The sequence below is a fragment of the Paraburkholderia sp. MPAMCS5 genome (assembly GCF_036016995.1).
Taxonomy (GTDB): Bacteria; Pseudomonadota; Gammaproteobacteria; order Burkholderiales; family Burkholderiaceae; genus Paraburkholderia.
The window spans coordinates 371342-390899 of the sequence record NZ_JAYXBK010000001.1; the positions used below are offsets into that span (position 1 = coordinate 371342).

General features: G+C 65.1%; 17 protein-coding genes. 15 read left to right on the forward strand and 2 right to left on the reverse strand.

Annotation, left to right across the window (positions count from 1 at the left end):
- Nucleotides 1-73 precede the first annotated feature (73 nt).
- On the reverse strand, nt 74-1003 hold the full coding sequence (locus tag VOM14_RS01710; protein WP_327626928.1) for a LysR family transcriptional regulator: 930 nt from the start codon (nt 1001-1003) through the stop codon (nt 74-76).
- A 423-nt stretch (nt 1004-1426) separates the two neighbouring features.
- On the opposite strand from VOM14_RS01710, the gene VOM14_RS01715 reads away from it, so the two are divergent.
- From VOM14_RS01715 to pcaC, 5 genes are all read left to right on the forward strand, one after another.
- Nucleotides 1427-2134, forward strand: coding sequence for a 3-oxoacid CoA-transferase subunit A (locus VOM14_RS01715; RefSeq protein WP_327626929.1), 708 nt, complete (start codon nt 1427-1429; stop codon nt 2132-2134).
- 14 nt (nt 2135-2148) lie between these two features.
- The gene (locus tag VOM14_RS01720; RefSeq protein ID WP_327626930.1) at nt 2149-2808 is read left to right on the forward strand and encodes a 3-oxoacid CoA-transferase subunit B; all 660 of its coding nucleotides are present in this window, start codon (nt 2149-2151) and stop codon (nt 2806-2808) included.
- A 123-nt stretch (nt 2809-2931) separates the two neighbouring features.
- On the forward strand, nt 2932-4311 hold the full coding sequence (locus VOM14_RS01725) for a 3-carboxy-cis,cis-muconate cycloisomerase (RefSeq protein WP_327627402.1): 1380 nt from the start codon (nt 2932-2934) through the stop codon (nt 4309-4311).
- A 5-nt stretch (nt 4312-4316) separates the two neighbouring features.
- Nucleotides 4317-5108 (forward strand): 3-oxoadipate enol-lactonase, encoded by a 792-nt coding sequence (gene pcaD, locus VOM14_RS01730; protein ID WP_327626931.1) that lies wholly within the window; start codon nt 4317-4319, stop codon nt 5106-5108.
- Nucleotides 5105-5497, forward strand: coding sequence for a 4-carboxymuconolactone decarboxylase (pcaC, locus tag VOM14_RS01735; RefSeq protein WP_327626932.1), 393 nt, complete (start codon nt 5105-5107; stop codon nt 5495-5497). The genes pcaD and pcaC overlap by 4 nt, the downstream gene beginning before the upstream one ends.
- Before the next feature lie 95 nt (nt 5498-5592).
- Here pcaC and VOM14_RS01740 read toward each other — a convergent pair whose 3' ends face one another.
- Nucleotides 5593-6348, reverse strand: a complete 756-nt coding sequence (locus VOM14_RS01740; protein WP_327626933.1) for a TetR family transcriptional regulator — start codon at nt 6346-6348, stop codon at nt 5593-5595.
- A 363-nt stretch (nt 6349-6711) separates the two neighbouring features.
- Here VOM14_RS01740 and VOM14_RS01745 point away from each other — a divergent pair, with 363 nt between their 5' ends.
- From VOM14_RS01745 to VOM14_RS01790, 10 genes are all read left to right on the forward strand, one after another.
- The gene (locus VOM14_RS01745) at nt 6712-8295 is read left to right on the forward strand and encodes a 6-hydroxynicotinate reductase (protein ID WP_327626934.1); all 1584 of its coding nucleotides are present in this window, start codon (nt 6712-6714) and stop codon (nt 8293-8295) included.
- A 28-nt stretch (nt 8296-8323) separates the two neighbouring features.
- Nucleotides 8324-9274, forward strand: a complete 951-nt coding sequence (locus VOM14_RS01750; RefSeq protein ID WP_327626935.1) for a UPF0280 family protein — start codon at nt 8324-8326, stop codon at nt 9272-9274.
- Nucleotides 9250-9840: an amino acid synthesis family protein gene (locus VOM14_RS01755; RefSeq protein ID WP_327626936.1), complete on the forward strand. Its 591-nt coding sequence runs from the start codon at nt 9250-9252 to the stop codon at nt 9838-9840. The genes VOM14_RS01750 and VOM14_RS01755 overlap by 25 nt, the downstream gene beginning before the upstream one ends.
- Nucleotides 9841-9886: 46 nt before the next feature.
- Nucleotides 9887-10471 (forward strand): amino acid synthesis family protein, encoded by a 585-nt coding sequence (locus VOM14_RS01760; protein WP_327626937.1) that lies wholly within the window; start codon nt 9887-9889, stop codon nt 10469-10471.
- 162 nt (nt 10472-10633) lie between these two features.
- Nucleotides 10634-12574, forward strand: coding sequence for an ABC transporter permease (locus VOM14_RS01765; protein WP_327626938.1), 1941 nt, complete (start codon nt 10634-10636; stop codon nt 12572-12574).
- Nucleotides 12571-13380, forward strand: a complete 810-nt coding sequence (locus tag VOM14_RS01770) for an ABC transporter ATP-binding protein (RefSeq protein ID WP_327626939.1) — start codon at nt 12571-12573, stop codon at nt 13378-13380. The genes VOM14_RS01765 and VOM14_RS01770 overlap by 4 nt, the downstream gene beginning before the upstream one ends.
- Entirely contained in the window at nt 13377-14090 is a 714-nt protein-coding gene (locus tag VOM14_RS01775; protein ID WP_327626940.1) for an ABC transporter ATP-binding protein, read from the forward strand. Before VOM14_RS01770 ends, VOM14_RS01775 begins: the two co-directional genes overlap by 4 nt.
- Before the next feature lie 22 nt (nt 14091-14112).
- Complete coding sequence (locus VOM14_RS01780; protein ID WP_327626941.1) at nt 14113-15312, forward strand: amidohydrolase family protein; 1200 nt, start codon at nt 14113-14115, stop codon at nt 15310-15312.
- 31 nt (nt 15313-15343) lie between these two features.
- A complete protein-coding gene (locus VOM14_RS01785; protein ID WP_327626942.1) occupies nt 15344-15874 on the forward strand; it encodes a (2Fe-2S)-binding protein in 531 nt (176 codons plus the stop codon).
- On the forward strand, nt 15871-19509 hold the full coding sequence (locus tag VOM14_RS01790; protein WP_327626943.1) for a molybdopterin cofactor-binding domain-containing protein: 3639 nt from the start codon (nt 15871-15873) through the stop codon (nt 19507-19509). The genes VOM14_RS01785 and VOM14_RS01790 overlap by 4 nt, the downstream gene beginning before the upstream one ends.
- Nucleotides 19510-19558 lie beyond the last annotated feature (49 nt).

Sequence of the window (19558 nt, forward strand, 5' to 3'; positions counted from 1 at the left end):
TGAGTCCGGTCATTGTTCCATGTTTACGCCCGGTCGTGCCGATGCCCCTTCCGGCGTCGCGGGGCTGACAACTTCATTTCGGCCATTCGTCCATCGCGTCGTTGAACAGTTCGGCGACCACGCCGCGCAACCAGCTCGCGCGCGGATCGTTATGAAACTTGCGATGCCAATGCTGGCGCAAGTCGAAGCGCGGCAAGGGCAACGGCGGCTCGACGAGCGTGATCGACGCATGCTCGGACACATACGCGAAGCCGATGGCATGCGGCACGGTGGCGATCAGATCGGTGCGCGCGAGGATGAACGGCAGGCTCATGAAGTGCGGCGTCTCCAGCACCGCCCGCCGCCTGATGCGCTTCTTCTCCAGATACTGTTCGAGGACTTCCTGGCTGCGTCCTTCGGCGCGCACCACCGCGTGGCCCGAGGCGACGTACTGGGCGAGCGTGAGCGGCGTCTTCGAAAGCGGATGACTCGCGCGCATCAGGCAGATGAAGCGGTGCGTGAAAAGCCGCTGCTGAAAGAAGTTATTGCCTGACAGATCGGGAAAATAGCCGACTGCGAGATCGACGTCGCCCGATTCGAGCCCGCGTTCCACGTGCGAAGGCGACAGCGATACGGAGCGCAGATTCGCATGCGGCGCGCGTTCGGCGAAGAGTTGCAGCAGACGCGGCAGAAAGACGATTTCGCCGACATCGGACAGCGCGATCGAGAAGGTATGCGTGCTCGTGTCCGGGTCGAACTCCTGCACGTCGAGCATGCCTTTTTCTATGCGCAGAAGGGCGTCGCGCGCGGCGGGCAGGATGGCGAGCGCGCGCGGCGTGGGCTCCATGCCTTTGGATGTGCGCACGAAAAGCGGATCGTCGAAATATTCGCGCAGCTTGCCAAGCGCGGTGCTCACGCGCGGCTGGCTCACGCCGAGCTGCTCGGCCGCGCGGCTCACGTTGCGGGTGTCCTCCATCGCGACGAGATAGGGGATCAGGTTCAGGTCCAGGTTGGTGTCCGACATGTTTGAGTTGAGCGGCGGCGCGTTGCGGAGCTATTCGATATGTGGATAAAGGGTAGCCGAAGAATCGTCACGCGGGATAGTGGGGTTTTCTTGCCCGCGCCACTCAAGGCGCTTGCGGACGGCTAACAGGCGCGCAACGCCACCAGCCGGAACCTATGATTAAGGGAAAGTCCGTGCCTTGACAATGCAGCCGAAGCGCAACCATAATCGCCGGATCGTTCGCTAATCGAATCAGTGTTCACGGTGCGAACAAATCGTGAGCCATCAGCGAGCAAACCGGCGGACAAGATCAGCGGGCAAAACCGGCAGCCAGAGCAGCAGGCAAACCGGCGGCGCAGCCGACTCAACCGTCGCCCGCATCGGCCCGGAGACCGCCCGCGCGGCGAGGCCCGGCGCGCGTAGCGCCTCACAAGGAAATTCGACATGATCAACAAGATTTTCGAGTCACTTCAATCGGCTGTGGCCGATGTCCACGACGGCGCGACCGTCATGATCGGCGGCTTCGGCACGGCGGGCATGCCGTCCGAGCTGATCGACGCGCTGATCGACCAGGGCGCGCGCGAGCTGACCATCGTCAACAACAATGCCGGTAACGGCGACATCGGCCTCGCCGCGCTGCTCAACGCGAAGCGCGTGCGCAAGATCATCTGCTCGTTCCCGCGCCAAACGGATTCGTACGTGTTCGACGCGCTGTACCGCTCGGGCGAGATCGAACTCGAACTCGTGCCGCAAGGCAATCTCGCGGAGCGCATTCGCGCGGCGGGCGCGGGCATCGGCGGATTTTTCACGCCGACCGCCTACGGCACGAAGCTCGCCGAGGGCAAGGAAACGCGCTTGATCGACGGCCGTCATTACGTGCTCGAATCGCCGCTGCATGCGGATTTCGCGCTGATCAAGGCGTATAAGGGCGACCGCTGGGGCAATCTCGTCTATCGCAAGACGGCGCGCAATTTCGGGCCGATCATGGCAAGCGCGGCCAAAACCGCGATCGTTCAGGTGACGCAAGTGGTGCCGCTCGGCGCGCTCGACCCGGAACACATCGTGACGCCGGGCATTTTCGTGCAGCGCGTGATCGAAGTGCCGCAAGCGGCCCATGCGCCGCTGCCCAATCCCCACGACGCTGCCGCCTGAACCGGAGACCCGACATGAAGAAACTGACCCGCGATGAAATGGCGAAGCGCGTTGCGCTCGATATTCCCGAAGGCGCGTATGTGAACCTGGGCATCGGCGTGCCGACGCTGGTGGCGAACCACCTCGCCGCCGACAAGGAAATCTTTCTGCACAGCGAAAACGGCCTGCTCGGCATGGGCCCGGCGCCCGCCAAAGGCGAGGAAGACGACGAGCTGATCAATGCCGGCAAGCAGCACGTCACGCTGCTGACCGGCGGCGCGTTTTTCCATCACGCCGATTCGTTTGCGATGATGCGCGGCGGCCATCTCGACTTCTGCGTGCTAGGCGCGTTCCAGGTGTCCGCGAAGGGCGACCTCGCGAACTGGCACACCGGCGCGCCGGATGCGATTCCGGCCGTGGGCGGTGCGATGGATCTCGCCATCGGCGCGAAGCAGGTCTACGTGATGATGGAGCATCTGACCAAGCAGGGCGAGAGCAAGATCGCCGCCGAATGCTCGTACCCGGTGACGGGCGTGGCTTGCGTCGACCGCATCTACACGGATCTCGCCATGATCGATGTGACTGATCAGGGCCTCGTGGTGCGCGAAATTTTCTCGGATATCGATTTCGACGCGCTGCTCAAGCTCACCGGCGTGCCGCTGATCGACGGCACGCAGGCGGCGCGCGCGGCGTGATCGCGGCGCCTGCGTCCTGATGCGGGTCGAGTGGCCCGCGCGGCGGCCCGCATGCCGCGGCGCGACCCGCATTGCCGCGCGCAGTGCTACATTCATTGCATTCACTCGATCACCGACGTCATCATGCTCGACTCCAGCGGCCGCCTGACCGGCCTTCTTTGCGGCACGCAGCCGATGAACGACATCTGGGCGCCGCGCGCCACGCTGCAACGGATGCTCGACGTAGAAGCGGCGCTCGCGCGCGCTTCGGCGGCGCATGACGTGATTCCTCAAACGGCCGTGGCGGCGATCGAAGCAGCCTGTCACGCCGATCAACTCGACGCCGACGCGCTCGCGCGCGACGCCGCGCTCGGCGGCAATCTCGCGATTCCTCTCGTCAAGCAACTTACCGCGCGTGTCAAGGCCGCCGACGCCGAAGCGTCGAAATACGTGCATTGGGGCGCGACGAGCCAGGACATCATCGACACGGCAACGGTGCTGCAACTGCGCGACACGTTCGAGTGGCTCGACGGCGCGTTGCAATCCACCTGCGATGCAATCGCGAAACTCGCGGCCACGCATCGCGCCACGCCGATGATCGGCCGGACGTGGTTGCAGCAGGCGCTGCCCATCACGCTCGGCCTCAAATTCGCGCAATGGCTCGACGCGTTGCTGCGTCATCGCGAGCGGCTCGATCAACTGCGGGCGCGCGTGCTCGTGCTGCAATTCGGCGGCGCGACCGGCACGCTCGCGAGTCTGCGCGATGCCGCGCCCGAGGTGACGCAGGCGCTCGCGCAGGAACTCGGGCTCGCGGTGCCGACGCTGCCGTGGCACACGCAGCGCGACCGGATCGCCGAAACGGCGTCGCTGTTGGGCATGCTGATCGGCACGCTCGGCAAGATCGCGCGCGACATCTCGCTGCAGATGCAAACCGAAATCGACGAACTCGCCGAGCCGGCGGCGGCGGGCAAAGGCGGATCGTCGACGATGCCGCACAAGCGCAATCCAGTCGGCTGCGCCGCCGTGCTGACGGCCGCGACGCGCGCGCCGGGACTGGTCGCCACCGTTTTCGCGGGCATGGTGCAGGAGCACGAGCGCGCGCTCGGCGGCTGGCAAGCCGAGTGGGACGCGCTGCCCGACCTCGCGCGGCTCGCGGGCGGCGCGCTCGCGAACATCGAACAGATCGCAAGCGGACTCAACGTCAACGTGCCCCGTCTCGCCGCGAATCTCGAGATCACGCGCGGTCTGATTCTCGGCGAAGCGGTGATGCTCGCGCTTGGCGACCGCATTGGCCGGCTCGATGCGCATCATCTCGTGGAGCGCGCGTCGAAAACCGCCATTCGCGAGGGCCAGACGCTTTTCGACGTGCTGTCCGCGGACTCCGCCGTGACCGACCATCTTTCGATCGAGCGTCTGAAGCAACTGCTCGATCCCGCTCAATACGTCGGCGAGGCGCACGCTTATGTGGACGCCGCGCTGGCGCTTCATTCCGCGCGTTCGCAGCGCGCCCTTTCGAAGGAGTAACCGGCATGCCTTACGCCGCAGTCAACGGCACGGAGCTTCATTATCGGATCGACGGCGACCGTCACGGCCACGCGCCGTGGATCATCCTGTCGAATTCGCTCGGCAGCGATCTGTCCATGTGGACGCCGCAAGTCGCCGCGCTGTCGAAACAGTTTCGCGTGCTGCGCTACGACACGCGCGGTCACGGCCATTCGGAAGCGCCGAAAGGACCGTACACGATCGAGCAACTGACCGGCGACGTGCTCGGTCTCATGGACACCCTGAAGATCGCGCGCGCGAATTTTTGCGGCGTGTCGATGGGCGGACTCACCGGCGTCGCGCTGGCCGCGCGTCACGGAAACCGCTTCGAGCGCGTCGTGCTCGCGAATACGGCGGCGCGGATCGGTTCGCCGGAAGTGTGGGTGCCGCGCGCCGCGCGAGCCCGCACTGAAGGCATGCTGGCACTCGCCGACGCGGTGTTGCCGCGCTGGTTCACAGCCGATTACTTCGAGCGCGAGCCAGTTGTGCTGGCCATGATCCGCGACGTGTTCGTGCATACCGACAAGGAAGGCTACGCGTCGAATTGCGACGCCATCGACGCGACCGATCTGCGCCCCGAAGCGCCGGGCATCAAGCTGCCGGCGCTGGTGATCAGCGGCACGCACGACGTCGCCGCGACGCCCGCGCAAGGCCGCGAGCTGGCGCAGGCCATTCCCGGCGCACGCTATGTCGAGCTGGACGCCTCGCATATTTCCAACATCGAAAAGGCCGATGCTTTCACGAAGGCGGTCATCGACTTTATGACGGAGTCCAAATGAACGACGAAGACCGCTACGAAGCCGGACTCGGCGTGCGCCGCGCCGTGCTCGGCAATGCGCACGTGGACCGCTCGCTCGCGAATCGCACGGAGCTGACCGAGGAGTTCCAGAATTTCATCTCGCGTTATGCATGGGGCGAAATCTGGACGCGCGATGGCTTGCCGCGACACACGCGCAGCCTGTTGACCATCGCGATGATGGTCGCGCTCAATCGCAGCGAAGAGCTTGCGCTGCATTTGCGCGCCGCGAAGAACAACGGCGTGACGCGCGACGAGATCAAGGAAGTGCTGATGCAAACCGCTATTTATTGCGGCGTGCCGGCGGCGAACTCGGCGTTTCACCTCGCCGACAAACTGTTCCGCGAAGAAGACGCGGCGGCCAAGCCTTAACTTTTTTGCCGCATTGGTCCCGCGTTTCGATATGGTTCGGTGTGTTTCGATGTGGCTTGACGATAGAACGCGCGCCTGAAAAGGCGCGCGTTTTTTTATATTGCGCGGCGGCGGGGCGCGCTGGTGCTCAATGCGTTTGCCTGAACATGTGCTTCGGAATGAATGTCGGCATGAGCATTCGCGCCGGCCGGCAAATGCAGCCGCACCGCCCGCAACACGGTGTCCTTGATCACCTCGCGCCAATGCGCGAGCGCCGCCTTGTCCATGAGCGGCTCGCCGAGAAACGCGCCGAGTGTGTACTGGTTCGCGTTATAGAAATAGCCGAGTGACGCGATCATCAGATACACATCGCGGGCTTTGACGTCGGCGCGAAAGACGTTTTGCGCCTTGCCTGCATCCAGCAGTTTCTGCACGACTGAAATCGCATAGCCGGAAATCTCCTTCAGCTTCGACGATTTCTTCGCATGCTTGCCTTGATGCAGATTCTCGCTCGACAGCAGCGTGACGAACTCGGGATGATCGAGGTAATACTGCCAGACGAATTCGACCATCTGTTCCAGACCGTGCACGGGATCGTCCAGATCGAGATCGAGTCTGCTTTCTGCTTCGTTGAACTGGATGTAGATGGTTTCCAGCACTTCGACGAACAACTGCTCCTTGCTGCCGAAGTAGTAGTAGATCATGCGGTCGTGCGAGCGCGCGGCCTTCGAGATGCTTTCCACGCGCCCGCTTGCATAACCCTGCTTCGCGAAGACCTTGATTGCCGCCTTCAGAATCTTGGCGCGCGTGTCTTGCGCCTGTTTCGCACGGATGCCGGTGGCGCCCGGTTTGCGAGCGGCAGTGGGACTCATGGCGGTCTTGGATACCTTTGTTGGAGTCGTCAGGCGGCTTGCGCCGCGACCTCATCATACAGCGCGCCTGGTGTGTTGCGAAACGCGCTGCGCCTTCACCGGCTTCGGCGTACATTGAAGCGCGGCGCGAACCTGGATCAGTGCAAGAATGCGGCGCTGCACCATGCGCGAGCGGACGGGAAACACATTGCGCAGTCTATTTTGATCGAGTAGATTGCCAACAAGTTTGGTGTAGCAAATGCTACACGAACGGTGAGTGACCGCAACATGAAAATGTGCTGGTCACACGAAAGTCCCTTGAAACAGGGGCTATTCGTTAGCCGGGCAGGACCGATTGTAATGTCGTCGCATGGGAACCCCACCATGACAGAACATACGAAGGTCGATTTCGGTGCGGAACGCGTCGACGGTGACACCGCCTCGACGCCGGGTCCGACCGTGCTCGAAAAATCCACGCCGCGCAGCGAGCGCATGGCGTCGAACAAGATCGAATGCAATGCCTGTCCGGTGTTGTGCCAGATATCGGAAGGGCGCACCGGCGCGTGCGACCGGTACGCGAATGCGGACGGACGTCTGATTCGCGTGGACCCCGTGGTGTTGCTGTCGCGCTCGAACAGCGCGGAGGCCACGGTGGAATTCGGCGCGTCGTCGGAAGCTCAGGATCATGCCGCCGAACAGGCGCTTTTCGTGACCGGCGTGGGCGCGTCGTCCACTTATCCCGACTACAAGCCCGCGCCTTTTATCGTTGCCTCGAAGCTCGACGACGTCGACATGATCACGGTCGTCACCGAAGGCATCTTCAGCTATTGCAGCTTCAAGGTAAAAATCGACACCGACCGTTTTCTCGGGCCCGAGCAATCCAACGTGCGTTGCCATGGCGAAATTGTCGGCCACGTCACCACGGCGGAATACGGCTCGCAGATGTTGAGCCTCGGCGGCGTGCATCATCTCACCGGCGGCAGCAAGAAAGAAGGCCGCGTGACGTGCGACATGATGCTCGCGCTGGGCAACAAGCAAGCCGTGGAGTTGACCATCGACGGCGGCGCGAGTCTCGTGATTCGCGCGGGCGCGGCGCCAGTTGTCGACGGAGTGCAAGAGCAGCGCATGCGTGTGGGCTGCGGCTCGGCGACCATCGGCATCTTCGCCAAACAATGGTTCGGTCATGCCGACGAAGTCGTGGTGGTCGACGATCACATCACCGGCGTGCTCACCGAACATCAGGCGGGGCGCTGCCTCGGCATGACGCGCTCGGGCATCAGGATTCGCGGACGCAAGTCCACGCCCGGCCGCTATTTTCAGGTGGCGAATCCGGGCATCGGCTGGGGCGGCACGGACATTCAGGACCCGCTCGCGATTATCGAGGGCTTCGATGCCGCGGTCGCGAAACCCGGCATGCGTCTTCTGATGGTCTCGACCACCGGCGAACATGCGCAATGGTACGAACTCGATCATGATCTCGTGCCGCGCATCGCGGCCATGCCCGACGCCGTGCGCGCAACCGTGGAGCGCATCGGCGAAAACTGCGAGCCGTCGCTGGCCACCGTGCTGTTTCTCGGCGGCGCGGGCGGCAGCCTGCGCGCGGGCGCGACGGAAAACCCCGTGCTGCTCACGCGAGCGATCAAGCAGAAGCTCGTCAATGTGACATGCGGTGGCGCGCCGGCATATGTATGGCCAGGCGGCGGCATTACGGTGATGGTGGATGTCACGCGCATGCCGGATCGCTCGTTCGGCACCGTGCCGACGCCCGCGATTGTCGCGCCGATCGAATTCACCATGACGTATGACGCATATCGCGATCTCGGCGGCCATCTCGATGCGGTGCGTTCATTGGAGAGCGTGTTGGCGAACGGTCCCGAGCACACCGAGGGCGCGCCGCTCGCGCGTCGCACGGTGGCCCGCAATCCGGACAATCCGTGGCCGCCCGCCGTGCCGCCGATGCTCGGCTGAGCGCGCCACTCATGCACGAAGCACCGCGATGAATCCGAGCCGCATCCGCCTCGACGCGACCCGCCAGCATTGGCAACATGGGCCGATCGATCTGATCCTCAGCGCCGACGGCGAGCCTCACGCGCTGCACGCGGCCTATGAAGCGTGCTGGTCGCGTTTCGTCGATGTCCTGCCCGAACTGGTCGGCGAATTGAAGCAGCTTCGACAAGCCGTTCGCGCCGAAGCCACGCTCGACGAATGTCCGCTGCAAGGCCGGATCGCGCGCCGCATGTGGACCGCGTGCCAACCCCATTCCGCGTGCTTCATCACGCCGATGGCAGCGGTGGCGGGCAGCGTCGCCGACGAACTCATCGGTGCGTTCGCACGCGAAGGCATCGCGCGCGCATATATCAACAATGGCGGCGACATTGCGCTGCATCTGACCGAAGGCTGCCGATATCGCATCGGCGTGCTGGCCGATCTCGCGCACTATCGGCCAGTGCCTGCTTCAGGCGACCCAACGCCCGGACTCGCGCTCGACGCCAATCTCACGCTCGACGCGAGCCTGCCCGTTCGCGGCATCGCGACGAGCGGCTGGCGCGGCCGCAGTTTCAGTCTCGGCATTGCCGACAGCGTGACCGTGCTCGCGCGCAACGCAGCCAGCGCGGATGCCGCCGCGACCATGATCGCCAATGCCGTGAATCTCGATCATGCGGGCATCGCGCGTTGTCCGGCTTCGTCGTTGAAGGACGATACGGATCTGGGCGACCGGCTCGTGACCGTCGATGTCCCTTCGCTGCCGGCGCCGCTGATCGATTTCGCGCTTGCACGCGGCGTAGAAGCCGCGCGGCCTTTGCTCGAAAGAGGCCTGATTGAAAGCGCCGCATTATTTTTGCAAGGACGCGTGCGCACAGCGGGACTGCACGACACTGGCGCATTGCTCACGCACCGCGCTCACACAACAACGGAGGCTCCGTGTTCGAAATACGCCGCGTGCTGACGCACGTCGAAGACATCTTTCACGAATTCGGTCCCACGCCCGACAAGCCGTTACGACGCGGCGCGATTGCCGCCGTGATGAACAATCCGTTTGCCGGCCGCTATGAAGCGAACATCCAGCACGCGATGGAAGCGCTCAAGCCAATCGGCTTCGACATGGCGCAACGTCTGCTCGCGGCGATGGCGGTTCCGCACGCTTCGATAGAAAGCTACGGCAAGGGCGCGATTGTCGGCTCGCGCGGCGAACTCGAACACGGCGCGCTGTGGCATGTGCCGGGCGGCTATGCGATGCGCGAGCTGCTGGAGAAAAACGGCGTGCCGACCAACGCGATCGTGCCGTCGACGAAAAAAGTGGGTGCCCCTTCCGCCGCGCTCGACGTGCCGCTCACGCATGTCAACGCAAGCTACGTGCGCAGTCATTTCGACGCCATCGAAGTGCGCGTGCCCGGCGCGCCCGCCGCCGACGAAGTGGTATTCATCCTCGTGATGAGCACGGGGCAGCGCGTGCACGCGCGCGTGGGCGGACTCGCGAAAGAAGCGATCGTAGGCAAGGACGGCTTGCGCTGAATGGCGCTGGATCGCGCGACAAAATCATCGAAACTCGGAGAGCGAAATGGCAATCAAGCTTCGCAAGCTGGTCGTGCAAGTGGATGAAACACGCATTGAAATGGGGCAGGACGTCACGCCGCCAGCACGTCGCGCGGTCGCGATCGCGGTGATCGACAATCCGTATGCGGGCCGCTATGAGGCCAAGCTCGATGCGCTCATCGAAGCCGGCGAGGAACTGGGCGCGCTGCTCGGCAACAAGTGCGTCGAAGCGCTCGGCATCGACCCGCACGACGCGCAAAGCTACGGCAAAGCGGCGATTGTCGGCGAGGCGGGCGAACTCGAACACGCCGCGGCGATTCTGCACCCGAAGCTCGGCGCGCCGTTGCGCGTGGCGGTGGAAAAGGGCGCGGCGCTCGTGCCGTCGGCGAAAAAAATGGGCACGCTCGGCACTGCGATCGACGTGCCGCTCGGCCACAAGGACGCCGCCTTCGTGCGCAGTCATTTCGACGCGATCGAGGCGCGCGTGTCGGACGCGCCGCGCGCAAATGAAATCGTCGTCGCGGTGGCGGTGACGGCGTCGGGGCGTCCGTTGCCGCGCATCGGCGGATTGCAGGTGAGTGAGATCAAAGGCGAAGACGGCTTGCGCTGAACCGCGCGCGCTTTATTTTGCCGGTCCCCCAAAGGACTTTCTTTGAGGTAGTGTCCTGCCGTTGATGCGTGCGCGCACGGTGCCGCACGCGCTGCAACGTCTGCTGTTCGAGCCTCGCGCACGTATCGGGCGCGGCTCGCCGGCAAGCTGCCGAGGGTCTCGATGCTTTCGAATTTGCTGGTACAACTGGTCAACGGACTCGCCGATGCGTCGACGCTCTTTCTCGTCGCCGCCGGCCTGTCGTTGATCTTTGGCGTGACGCGCATCGTCAATTTCGCGCACGGCTCGTTCTATATGTTCGGGATCTACATCGCGTACAGCATCGCTAGCCGCTTCGGGCACACGGCGGGCGGCTTCTGGCTCTCGGTGCTGGCTGCCGCGCTGGTGGTCGCGGTGCTCGGCGCGCTGGTCGAGGTCGTCGTGCTGCGGCGCATTTATCAGGCGCCCGAGCTGTTCCACCTGCTCGCCACGTTCGCGCTCGTGCTGATCTTTCGCGACGCCGCGTTGTGGCTGTGGGGACCGGAAGATCTGTTCGGACCGCGCGCGCCGCATCTCGCGGGCGCGGTGAATGTCCTCGGCCATCCACTGCCTACCTATGACATCGCGTTGATCGTGATCGGCCCCGTGGTCTTGCTGCTGCTCTGGTATGCACTGACGCGCACGCGCTGGGGCACGCTCGTGCGCGCCGCGACGCAGGACCGCGAGATGCTCGGCGCGCTCGGCATCAATCAGGCGTGGCTTTTTACCGGCGTGTTTTTCGTCGGCGCGTTTCTCGCCGGTCTCGGCGGCGCGCTGCAAGGGCCGCGCATGTCGGCGAATCTCTCTCTCGATCTGGAGACGATAGGCAACGCGTTCGTGGTCGTCGTGGTCGGCGGCATGGGCTCGATTCCGGGCGCGTTCGTCGCCGCCCTGATCATCGCGGAGATCAAGGCGCTGTGCATCGGCATCGGACACGTGACGATCTTCGGCGTCGGCCTCTCGCTGAGCCGCTTCACGCTGGTCGCGGAATTCGTCGTGATGGCGGTCGTCCTCGTGGTGCGGCCGTGGGGTCTGCTCGGACGCGCGAGCGCCGCGGTGCGCGGCATGGCCGCGCCGGAAACGCCGTTGCGCCAGGCGGGCAAACGGCTGAAGTGGCTCGCCGCCATTGCGCTGCTGGTTCTGCTGCTGGCGCCGCTCACGGCCAATGCATTCCCGTATATGCCGGTGCTGCTGGTGGAAATTCTGATCGCCGTGCTGTTCGCGACGAGCCTGCATTTCATCATGGGACCGGGCGGCATGCATTCGTTCGGGCACGCCGCCTATTTCGGGCTCGGCGCGTATGGCGCGGCGCTCTTCCTTAAAGTGCTGGAATTGCCGATGGAAGCCGCGTTGCTGCTCGGGCCGCTGCTCGCCGTGGGCGGCGCGCTCGTGTTCGGCTGGTTCTGCGTGCGTCTGTCGGGCGTGTATCTCGCGATGCTGACGCTCGCGTTCGCGCAGATCGTGTGGTCGGTGGTGTTTCAATGGGACGACGTGACGGGCGGGAGCAACGGCATTCTCGGCTTATGGCCGTCCAACTGGTTGTCGTCGCCGGTGGCGTTCTATTACCTCACGCTCGCGTGCGCGGTGATCGGTGTGTGGCTGTTGCGCCGCATGCTGTTCTCGCCGCTCGGTTATGCCATGCGCGCGTCGCGCGATTCGGTGTTGCGTGCCGAGGCCATCGGCATCGACGTGAAGCGCGTGCAGTGGGCGGCGTTCGTGATCGCGTCGCTGTTTTGCGGTCTTGCGGGATCGTTGTATGCGTTCTCCAAGGGCACGATCTCGCCGGAAGTGATCAGCGTGAGCCGTTCCGTCGACGGCCTCGTGATGGTGCTGCTCGGCGGCTTGCAAACGCTGACCGGCCCGATCGTCGGCGCGGCCGTGTTCACGTGGCTGCAGGACACCGTCGCGCGGCAGACCGATTACTGGCAGGCGCTTCTCGGCCTGGCGATCCTGTTGCTGGTGATCGCGTTTCCGCAGGGCATCGTGGGCTTTATCCGCGATCGTTTCGGCGACGACACCGCCGACAACGCGGAGAAAAGCAACCCGCCGGCTGCGCAACGCACCGTGATCAAGGAGGGGCTATGAGCTTGCTGCACGTATCCGGTCTCTCAAGATCGTTCGGAGGCCTGAAGGCTGTCGACGACGTTTCCTTCACGCTCGAAGCCGGCCAGCTTCTCGCGCTGCTCGGCCCGAACGGCGCGGGCAAGTCTACGTGTTTCAACATGGTCAACGGGCAGTTGGCGCCCTCGTCGGGCTCGATCCGCTTCGACGGACACGAACTCGTCGGCAGGCGTCCGCGCGACATCTGGCGGCTGGGCGTGGGCCGTACCTTCCAGATCGCCGCGACCTTCAATTCGATGACGGTGCTCGAAAACGTCCAGATGGCGCTCGTTTCGCGCGAACGCAAGACCTTCGGCCTGTGGAAGCCCGCGGGCTCGCGCTACGCCGACGAAGCCTTCGCCTTGCTCGAACAGGTCGGCATGGCGGCGGACGCGAAGCGCGCGTGCGGCGTGCTCGCGTATGGCGACGTGAAGCGCGTCGAACTCGCCATCGCGCTTGCCAACCGGCCGAAGCTGCTGCTGATGGACGAACCCACGGCCGGCATGGCGCCGAAGGAGCGCAACGAATTGATGGCGCTGACCAAGCGCCTCGTCACGGAGCAGAAGATCGGCGTGCTGTTCACCGAGCACAGCATGGACGTGGTGTTCGCGTACGCCGACCGCATGATCGTGCTCGCGCGCGGCAAGCTGATCGCCGAGGGCGACGGCGACGCGATCCGCAACGATCCGCGCGTGCAGGAAGTGTATTTCGGCACCGGCAAGACTTTTCAGCCGCACGCGGCACTGCACGACACGGCGGGCGGACACGCGGGCCAGGGAGCATTGCAATGAGCGAGCCGATGCTGAAAGTGGCGGGCCTCAACGCGTTTTATGGCCGCGCGCATATTCTCTTCGACGTCGGCCTCGAAGTCGGACGCGGTGAAGTCGTCGCGTTGATGGGGCGCAACGGCGCGGGCAAATCGACCACGATGAAAGCCGTGATGGGTCTGTTGCCGCGCCGTCGTGGCGAAGTGTCGTTTCGCGGACAGAACATCACCGCGCTGGCGCCCTACAAGATCGCGCGCATGGGCATGGGTTTCGTTCCCGAAGACCGGCGCGTGTTTGCCGATCTCACGGTGATGGAGAACCTCGACACGGGCCGTCAGCCGCCGCGCGATGGCGCGCCGCAATGGACGCCGGAGAAGCTCTTTCGCCTTTTTCCAAATCTCGGCGAAATGCCGAAGCGGCCCGGTGGACAGATGAGCGGCGGCGAGCAACAGATGCTCACGGTCTCGCGCACCTTGATGGGCAATCCGTATCTCGTTCTGCTCGACGAACCGTCGGAAGGCGTGGCGCCCGTGATCGTCGAGCAGATGGCGAACATGATTCTCGAACTGAAGCGCGAAGGGCTCTCCATTCTGTTGTCCGAACAGAATCTGCACTTCGCCGAACTGGTCAGCGACCGTGCCTATGTGCTCGAAAAAGGGCAGATCCGCTTTAGCGGCACGATCGGCGAACTCGCCAGCAATGAAACCGTGAGGCGCGCTTATCTGAGCGTGTGATTCGAACCGAAAGGAGAAGCAGATGGCAGCAGAGACGTTGACAGGCTTGTCGGGCAAGGTCGCGGTAACGAACATCGGGCTGCTGTTATCCGGCGACATCGATCAGCCGATTCTCGACGCGGACACGCTCGTGATCGACGACGGCGTGATCGTCGCCGTCGGCAAGGAGAAAGATTGCAATCTGGAAGGCGCGCGGACCACGGTCGATTGCAAAGGCACGACGGTCGCGCCCGGCCTCATCGACTCGCATGTGCATCCCGTGTTCGGCGACTGGACGCCGCGTCAGAATCAGCTCGGCTGGATCGAATCGAATCTGAACGGCGGCGTGACCACGATGATCTCCGCCGGTGAAGTGCATTTACCTGGGCGTCCGAAAGATGTGATCGGCGTGAAGGCGCTTGCCATTACCGCGCAGCGTTCGTTCGAAGGGATGCGCGGCGCGGGCGTCGGCGGCGGCGTGAAAGTGCTGGCGGGCGCGCCGGTGATCGAAAAAGGCATGGTCGAAGAAGACTTCAAGGAGCTATCCGAAGCGGGCGTGAAGCTGCTTGGCGAAGTCGGCCTCGGCAGCGTGAAGGCCGGCGAGGAAGCCGCGCAAATGGTCGCGTGGGCGCGCAAATACGGCATTCAGAGCACGATTCATACAGGCGGTCCGTCGATTCCAGGCTCCGGGCTGATCGATCGCGACGTGGTGCTCGCCGCCGACGCCGACGTGATCGGGCACATCAACGGCGGCCATACATCGCTGTCTTACCGGCATGTTTGCGACTTGTGTGAGCAGTCGAGCCGCGCGCTGGAAATCGTGCATAACGGCAACGAACGCATCGCATTGCTGACGGCGCGCCATGCCATCGAACTCAAATGCCCGCACCGCATCATTCTCGGCACCGACAGTCCCGCCGGCTCCGGCGTGCAGCCGCTCGGCATCTTGCGCATGATCGCGCTCATTTCCAGTCTCGCCGACGTGCCCGCCGAAATCGCGTTCTGCTTCGCGACCGGCAATACCGCGCGGCAACGCAACTTGCGGCAAGGGCTGATCGAAGTGGGCCGTCCCGCCGATCTCGTGTTCATGGACCGCGCTCAGCACACGGCAGCCGATACGCTGCTCGAAAGCGTGCAGCTCGGCGATATTCCGGGCGTGGGCATGGTGATGATCGACGGCTTGATCCGTTGCCGGCGCAGCCGCAATACGCCGCCCGCCACCGAAGTGCCGGTCGTGCTGTGAGCACGCGCCAGTCAGCGTGGCCGGTGCGCGCATGAACGGGCCGGCGCCGCTCGCGCTCAAAGTCAACGGCGCGACGCATGTCGTCGATGCCGCCGCGGACACGCCCTTGCTTTATCTGCTGCGCAACGACCTCGCGCTGAACGGACCGAAGTTCGGCTGCGGTCTCGGCGAGTGCGGCGCATGCACGGTGTTGCTCGACGGCATGCCGACGCGCGCCTGCGTGACGACCGCGAAAGTGGCGTTGGGCCGCGAGATCACCACGCTCGAAGGGCTCGGCACGCGCGCGGCGCTGCATCCGGTGCAGCAGGCGTTTATCGAGGAACAGGCCGCGCAATGCGGCTATTGCCTGAGCGGCATGATCATGACGACGAAGGCCTTGCTCGACCGCGATCCGCATCCGAACGTGGAGACGATCCGGCGCGAGTTGTCGCGCAACCTGTGCCGTTGCGGCACGCATGTGGAGATTCTGCGCGCGGTGCAGCGCGCCGCCGAACTGCTCGCCCTCCACAAGGGCGCCGATGAGTGCAACCGCGACACAGGTCACGAAGGGGCGCGCGCATGACAGGACCGGACTTCAGCGTCGACCGACGCGCCGCGCCGCCGTCGCGCAGGCAACTGTATGACGCGCAAAGCGTGCTGCTCGTCACGCGCGCGCCGCAAGCGCCGGTTAAGCCGTCGGCGGGCCAGCCCGGCTCGCGGTCGTCGTTCGTGCCGGGCGAGGCCGACATGTTCCTCGCGGTGCGCGACGACGGCAGCGTGATCGCGTTCAACGGACATGTCGATCTCGGCACGGGCATCGGCACGGCGCTGGCGCAGATTGTCGCGGAAGAACTCGACGTGCCGCTGACGCGCGTGTCGGTCGTGCTGGGCCACACCAGCGACACGCCGAACCAGGGTCCGACGATCGCCAGCGCCACGATGCAGATCACGGCCGTGCCGTTGCGGCATGCAGCGGCGCAGGCGCGTCAGTGGCTCGTCGCGCAAGCGGCGTTGCGGCTCAACCTCGGCGCGGACACGCTCGACGTGCGCGACGGCATCGTGTTCCAACGCGACGGCGACGGCGACGGCGCCGGCGCCGGCGCTGAAGCGGCGAAGCGCGTCGCGTATGGCGATTTGATCGCGGGACAGCGCATCGAATTGCAACTCGCGACCAGCGCGCCGTTGAAGTCGCCGGACGCGTACAAGGTGGTCGGCAAGAGCGCGCCGCGCGTCGATATTCCCGCGAAGGCAACGGGCGAATTGAGCTTCGTGCACGATGTGCGCGTGCCTGGCATGCTGCACGGCCGCGTCGTGCGTCCGCCTCATGCGGGGCTCGCGCAAGGCGATTTTGTCGGCAACAGTCTGCTGCATATCGACGAAGCTTCGATTCGCGATTTGCCGGGCATCGTCAAAGTGGTGGCGATACGCGACTTCGTCGGCATCGTGGCGGAGCGCGAGGAAATCGCGCAGCAGGCCGCGAAGCGTCTCGACGTGCGATGGAAAACGTCGGAGCCTTTGCCGCCGCTCGAAACGAGCGAGGAAGTGGAAGCGGCGTTGCGCGCGAATCCGGCAAAGCGGCGCGACCTCGTGATCGAAGGCGACGTCGATGCGGCACTCGCTCAGGAGTCGGCGCGCGCGCTGAATCGCACCTACGTATGGCCGTTTCAGATGCATGCGTCGATCGGGCCTTCGTGCGCGGTCGCCGATTATCGCGAGGGCGCGCTGAAAGTGTGGTCCGGCACGCAGAATCCGCATTCGCTGCGCGCGGACCTCGCGTTGCTGATGTCGATGGACGAAGCGCACATCGAGATCGTGCGGATGGAAGCGGCGGGCTGCTACGGCCGCAATTGCGCGGACGATGTCGCCGCCGACGCCGCGTTGCTCGCGCGGGCGGCGGGCGCGCCGGTGCGCGTGCAACTGTCGCGCGAGGACGAGCATGCGTGGGAGCCGAAAGGCGCGGCGCAACTGATGGATGTGCGCGGCGCGCTCGACGCCGGCGGCGAACTCGCGGCGTACGACTTCGCGACGCGTTATCCGTCGAACGACGCGCCGACGTTGGCGCTGTTGTTGACCGGCGCTTTGTCCGCGCAGCCGCAGGTGTTCGAAATGGGCGACCGCACGGCCGTGCCGCCGTACGACTACGGCACGATGCGCATCGTGTGCGACGACACGCCGCCCATCGTGCGGGCGTCGTGGCTGCGCGGCGTATCCGCGTTGCCGAACACGTTCGCGCACGAGTCGTTCATCGACGAACTCGCGGTCGAGGCGGGCGCCGATCCGGTCGAGTTTCGTCTCAAGCATTTGCGCGATCCGCGCGCGGCGGAACTGGTGAGGGCCGTCGCCGAACGCGCCGGTTGGCAGCCGCGCGCGCCCGAATCGAAACCGCCTTCCGCCGATGGCGAGATAGCGCGCGGCCGCGGCATTGCGTACGCGCGCTATGTGCACAGCAAGTTTCCCGGCTTCGGCGCGGCGTGGTGCGCGTGGGTCGCCGACGTCGAAGTGAACCGCAAGAGCGGCGAACTCGCGGTGACGCGCGTGGTGGTCGGCCAGGACACCGGCACAATGATCAACCCGGACGGCGTGCGTCATCAGATTCACGGCAACGTGATTCAGGCCACGAGCCGCGCGTTGAAAGAGCGCGTGACGTTTGGCGAAAACGCCGTGACGAGCCAGGAGTGGGGCGCGTATCCGATTCTCACATTTCGCGAAGTGCCCGTGATCGACGTCGTGATGATGCCGCGTCACGGCGAGCCGCCGATGGGCGCGGGCGAATCCGCGTCGCTGCCCGGCGCGGCGGCGATTGCCAACGCGTTGTACGACGCGACCGGCGTGCGTTTTCGCAGGCCGCCGTTCACGCCGGAAACGATCCGCGCCGCGCTCGCCGATGCGCACGCCGAAGACGCCGCGTCGCGCCGGAAAAAGCGCTGGCGGCTCGGCTTTCTCGGTGCGTTTGCGGCGGGCGCGGCGGGCTGGCTGGGCGCGTTGTCGTTCGCGCCGCAGACCCTCGCGCCGATCGCGCCGCCGATTGCGGCCAGTTTCGCGCCGGAGCTGGTCGCGCGCGGCAAACTGCTCGCGTCGCTCGGCAATTGCGCGGTCTGCCACACGGCGCACAACGGCGTGCCGAACGCCGGCGGCAAGCCGCTCGCCACGCCGTTCGGCACTGTCTACAGCACGAACATCACGCCGGATGCGCAGACCGGCATCGGCTCATGGTCGCTGGAAGCATTCGTTCGCGCGATGCGCGAGGGAATCAGCCGCGATGGGCATCGGCTGTATCCGGCGTTCCCGTACACGTCGTTCAAGAATACCTCCGACGACGACCTCAAGGCGCTCTACGCGTACCTGATGTCGCAAACGCCGGTGCGCTTCCGGCCGCCGGAAACGAAGCTGCCGTTTCCGTTCAGCGTGCGTCCGGCGATGGCCGCATGGAACGGCCTCTTTCTCGGACGCAACACGTTCGCCGCCAGCGCGAGCCACAGCGCGCAATGGAATCGCGGCGCGTATCTCGTCAACGGTCTCGGCCATTGCAGCGCGTGTCACACGCCGCGCAACGCATTCGGCGCCGAGAAAAGCGGCTCGGCTTTCATGGGCGGCGGCAGCGCGGAAGGCTGGGAAGCGCCCGCGTTGTCGGCGCTCTCGAACGCGCCCGTGCCCTGGAGCGAGGACGAACTCTTCCGCTATCTGCGCTTCGGCCACGCGCCGTTGCATGGCGTCGCGGCGGGACCGATGGCGCCGGTCGTCGCCGATCTCGCGGCGCTGCCCGACAGCGATATTCGCGCGATGGCCACGTATCTCGCCTCGCTCAATCCGTTGGAGGCGAACGTGGATGCCGCCGCGATGGCGCGTCAATACGAGGCCGCGAGCGCGATTGCCGGCGCGCCGTCGAGCGTGGGCGCGCGGCTCTTCGACGGCGCTTGCGCCGCCTGTCATCACACAGGCAGCGGGCCGCAATTGTTCGGCGCGCATCCGTCGCTCGCGTTGAACACGAACCTGCACAGTGCGACGCCCGATAATCTGATTCGCGTGATTCTCGACGGCATCGGCTCGCCGGCGCGGCCCGAACTCGGTACGATGCCGGCTTACCGCGACAGTTTCAACGACGCCCAGGTCGCCGAACTCGTGTCGTATCTGCGGCAGCAGTTCGCGGGCGGCAAGCCGGCCTGGGAGGGCGTCGCGACGAGCGTCGCACGCATTCGCGCGATGCCGCGCGCCGAGTGAGCAACAGCCTGAACGCCGCTGCAACGACTGATAGAAAACCAACGCATTC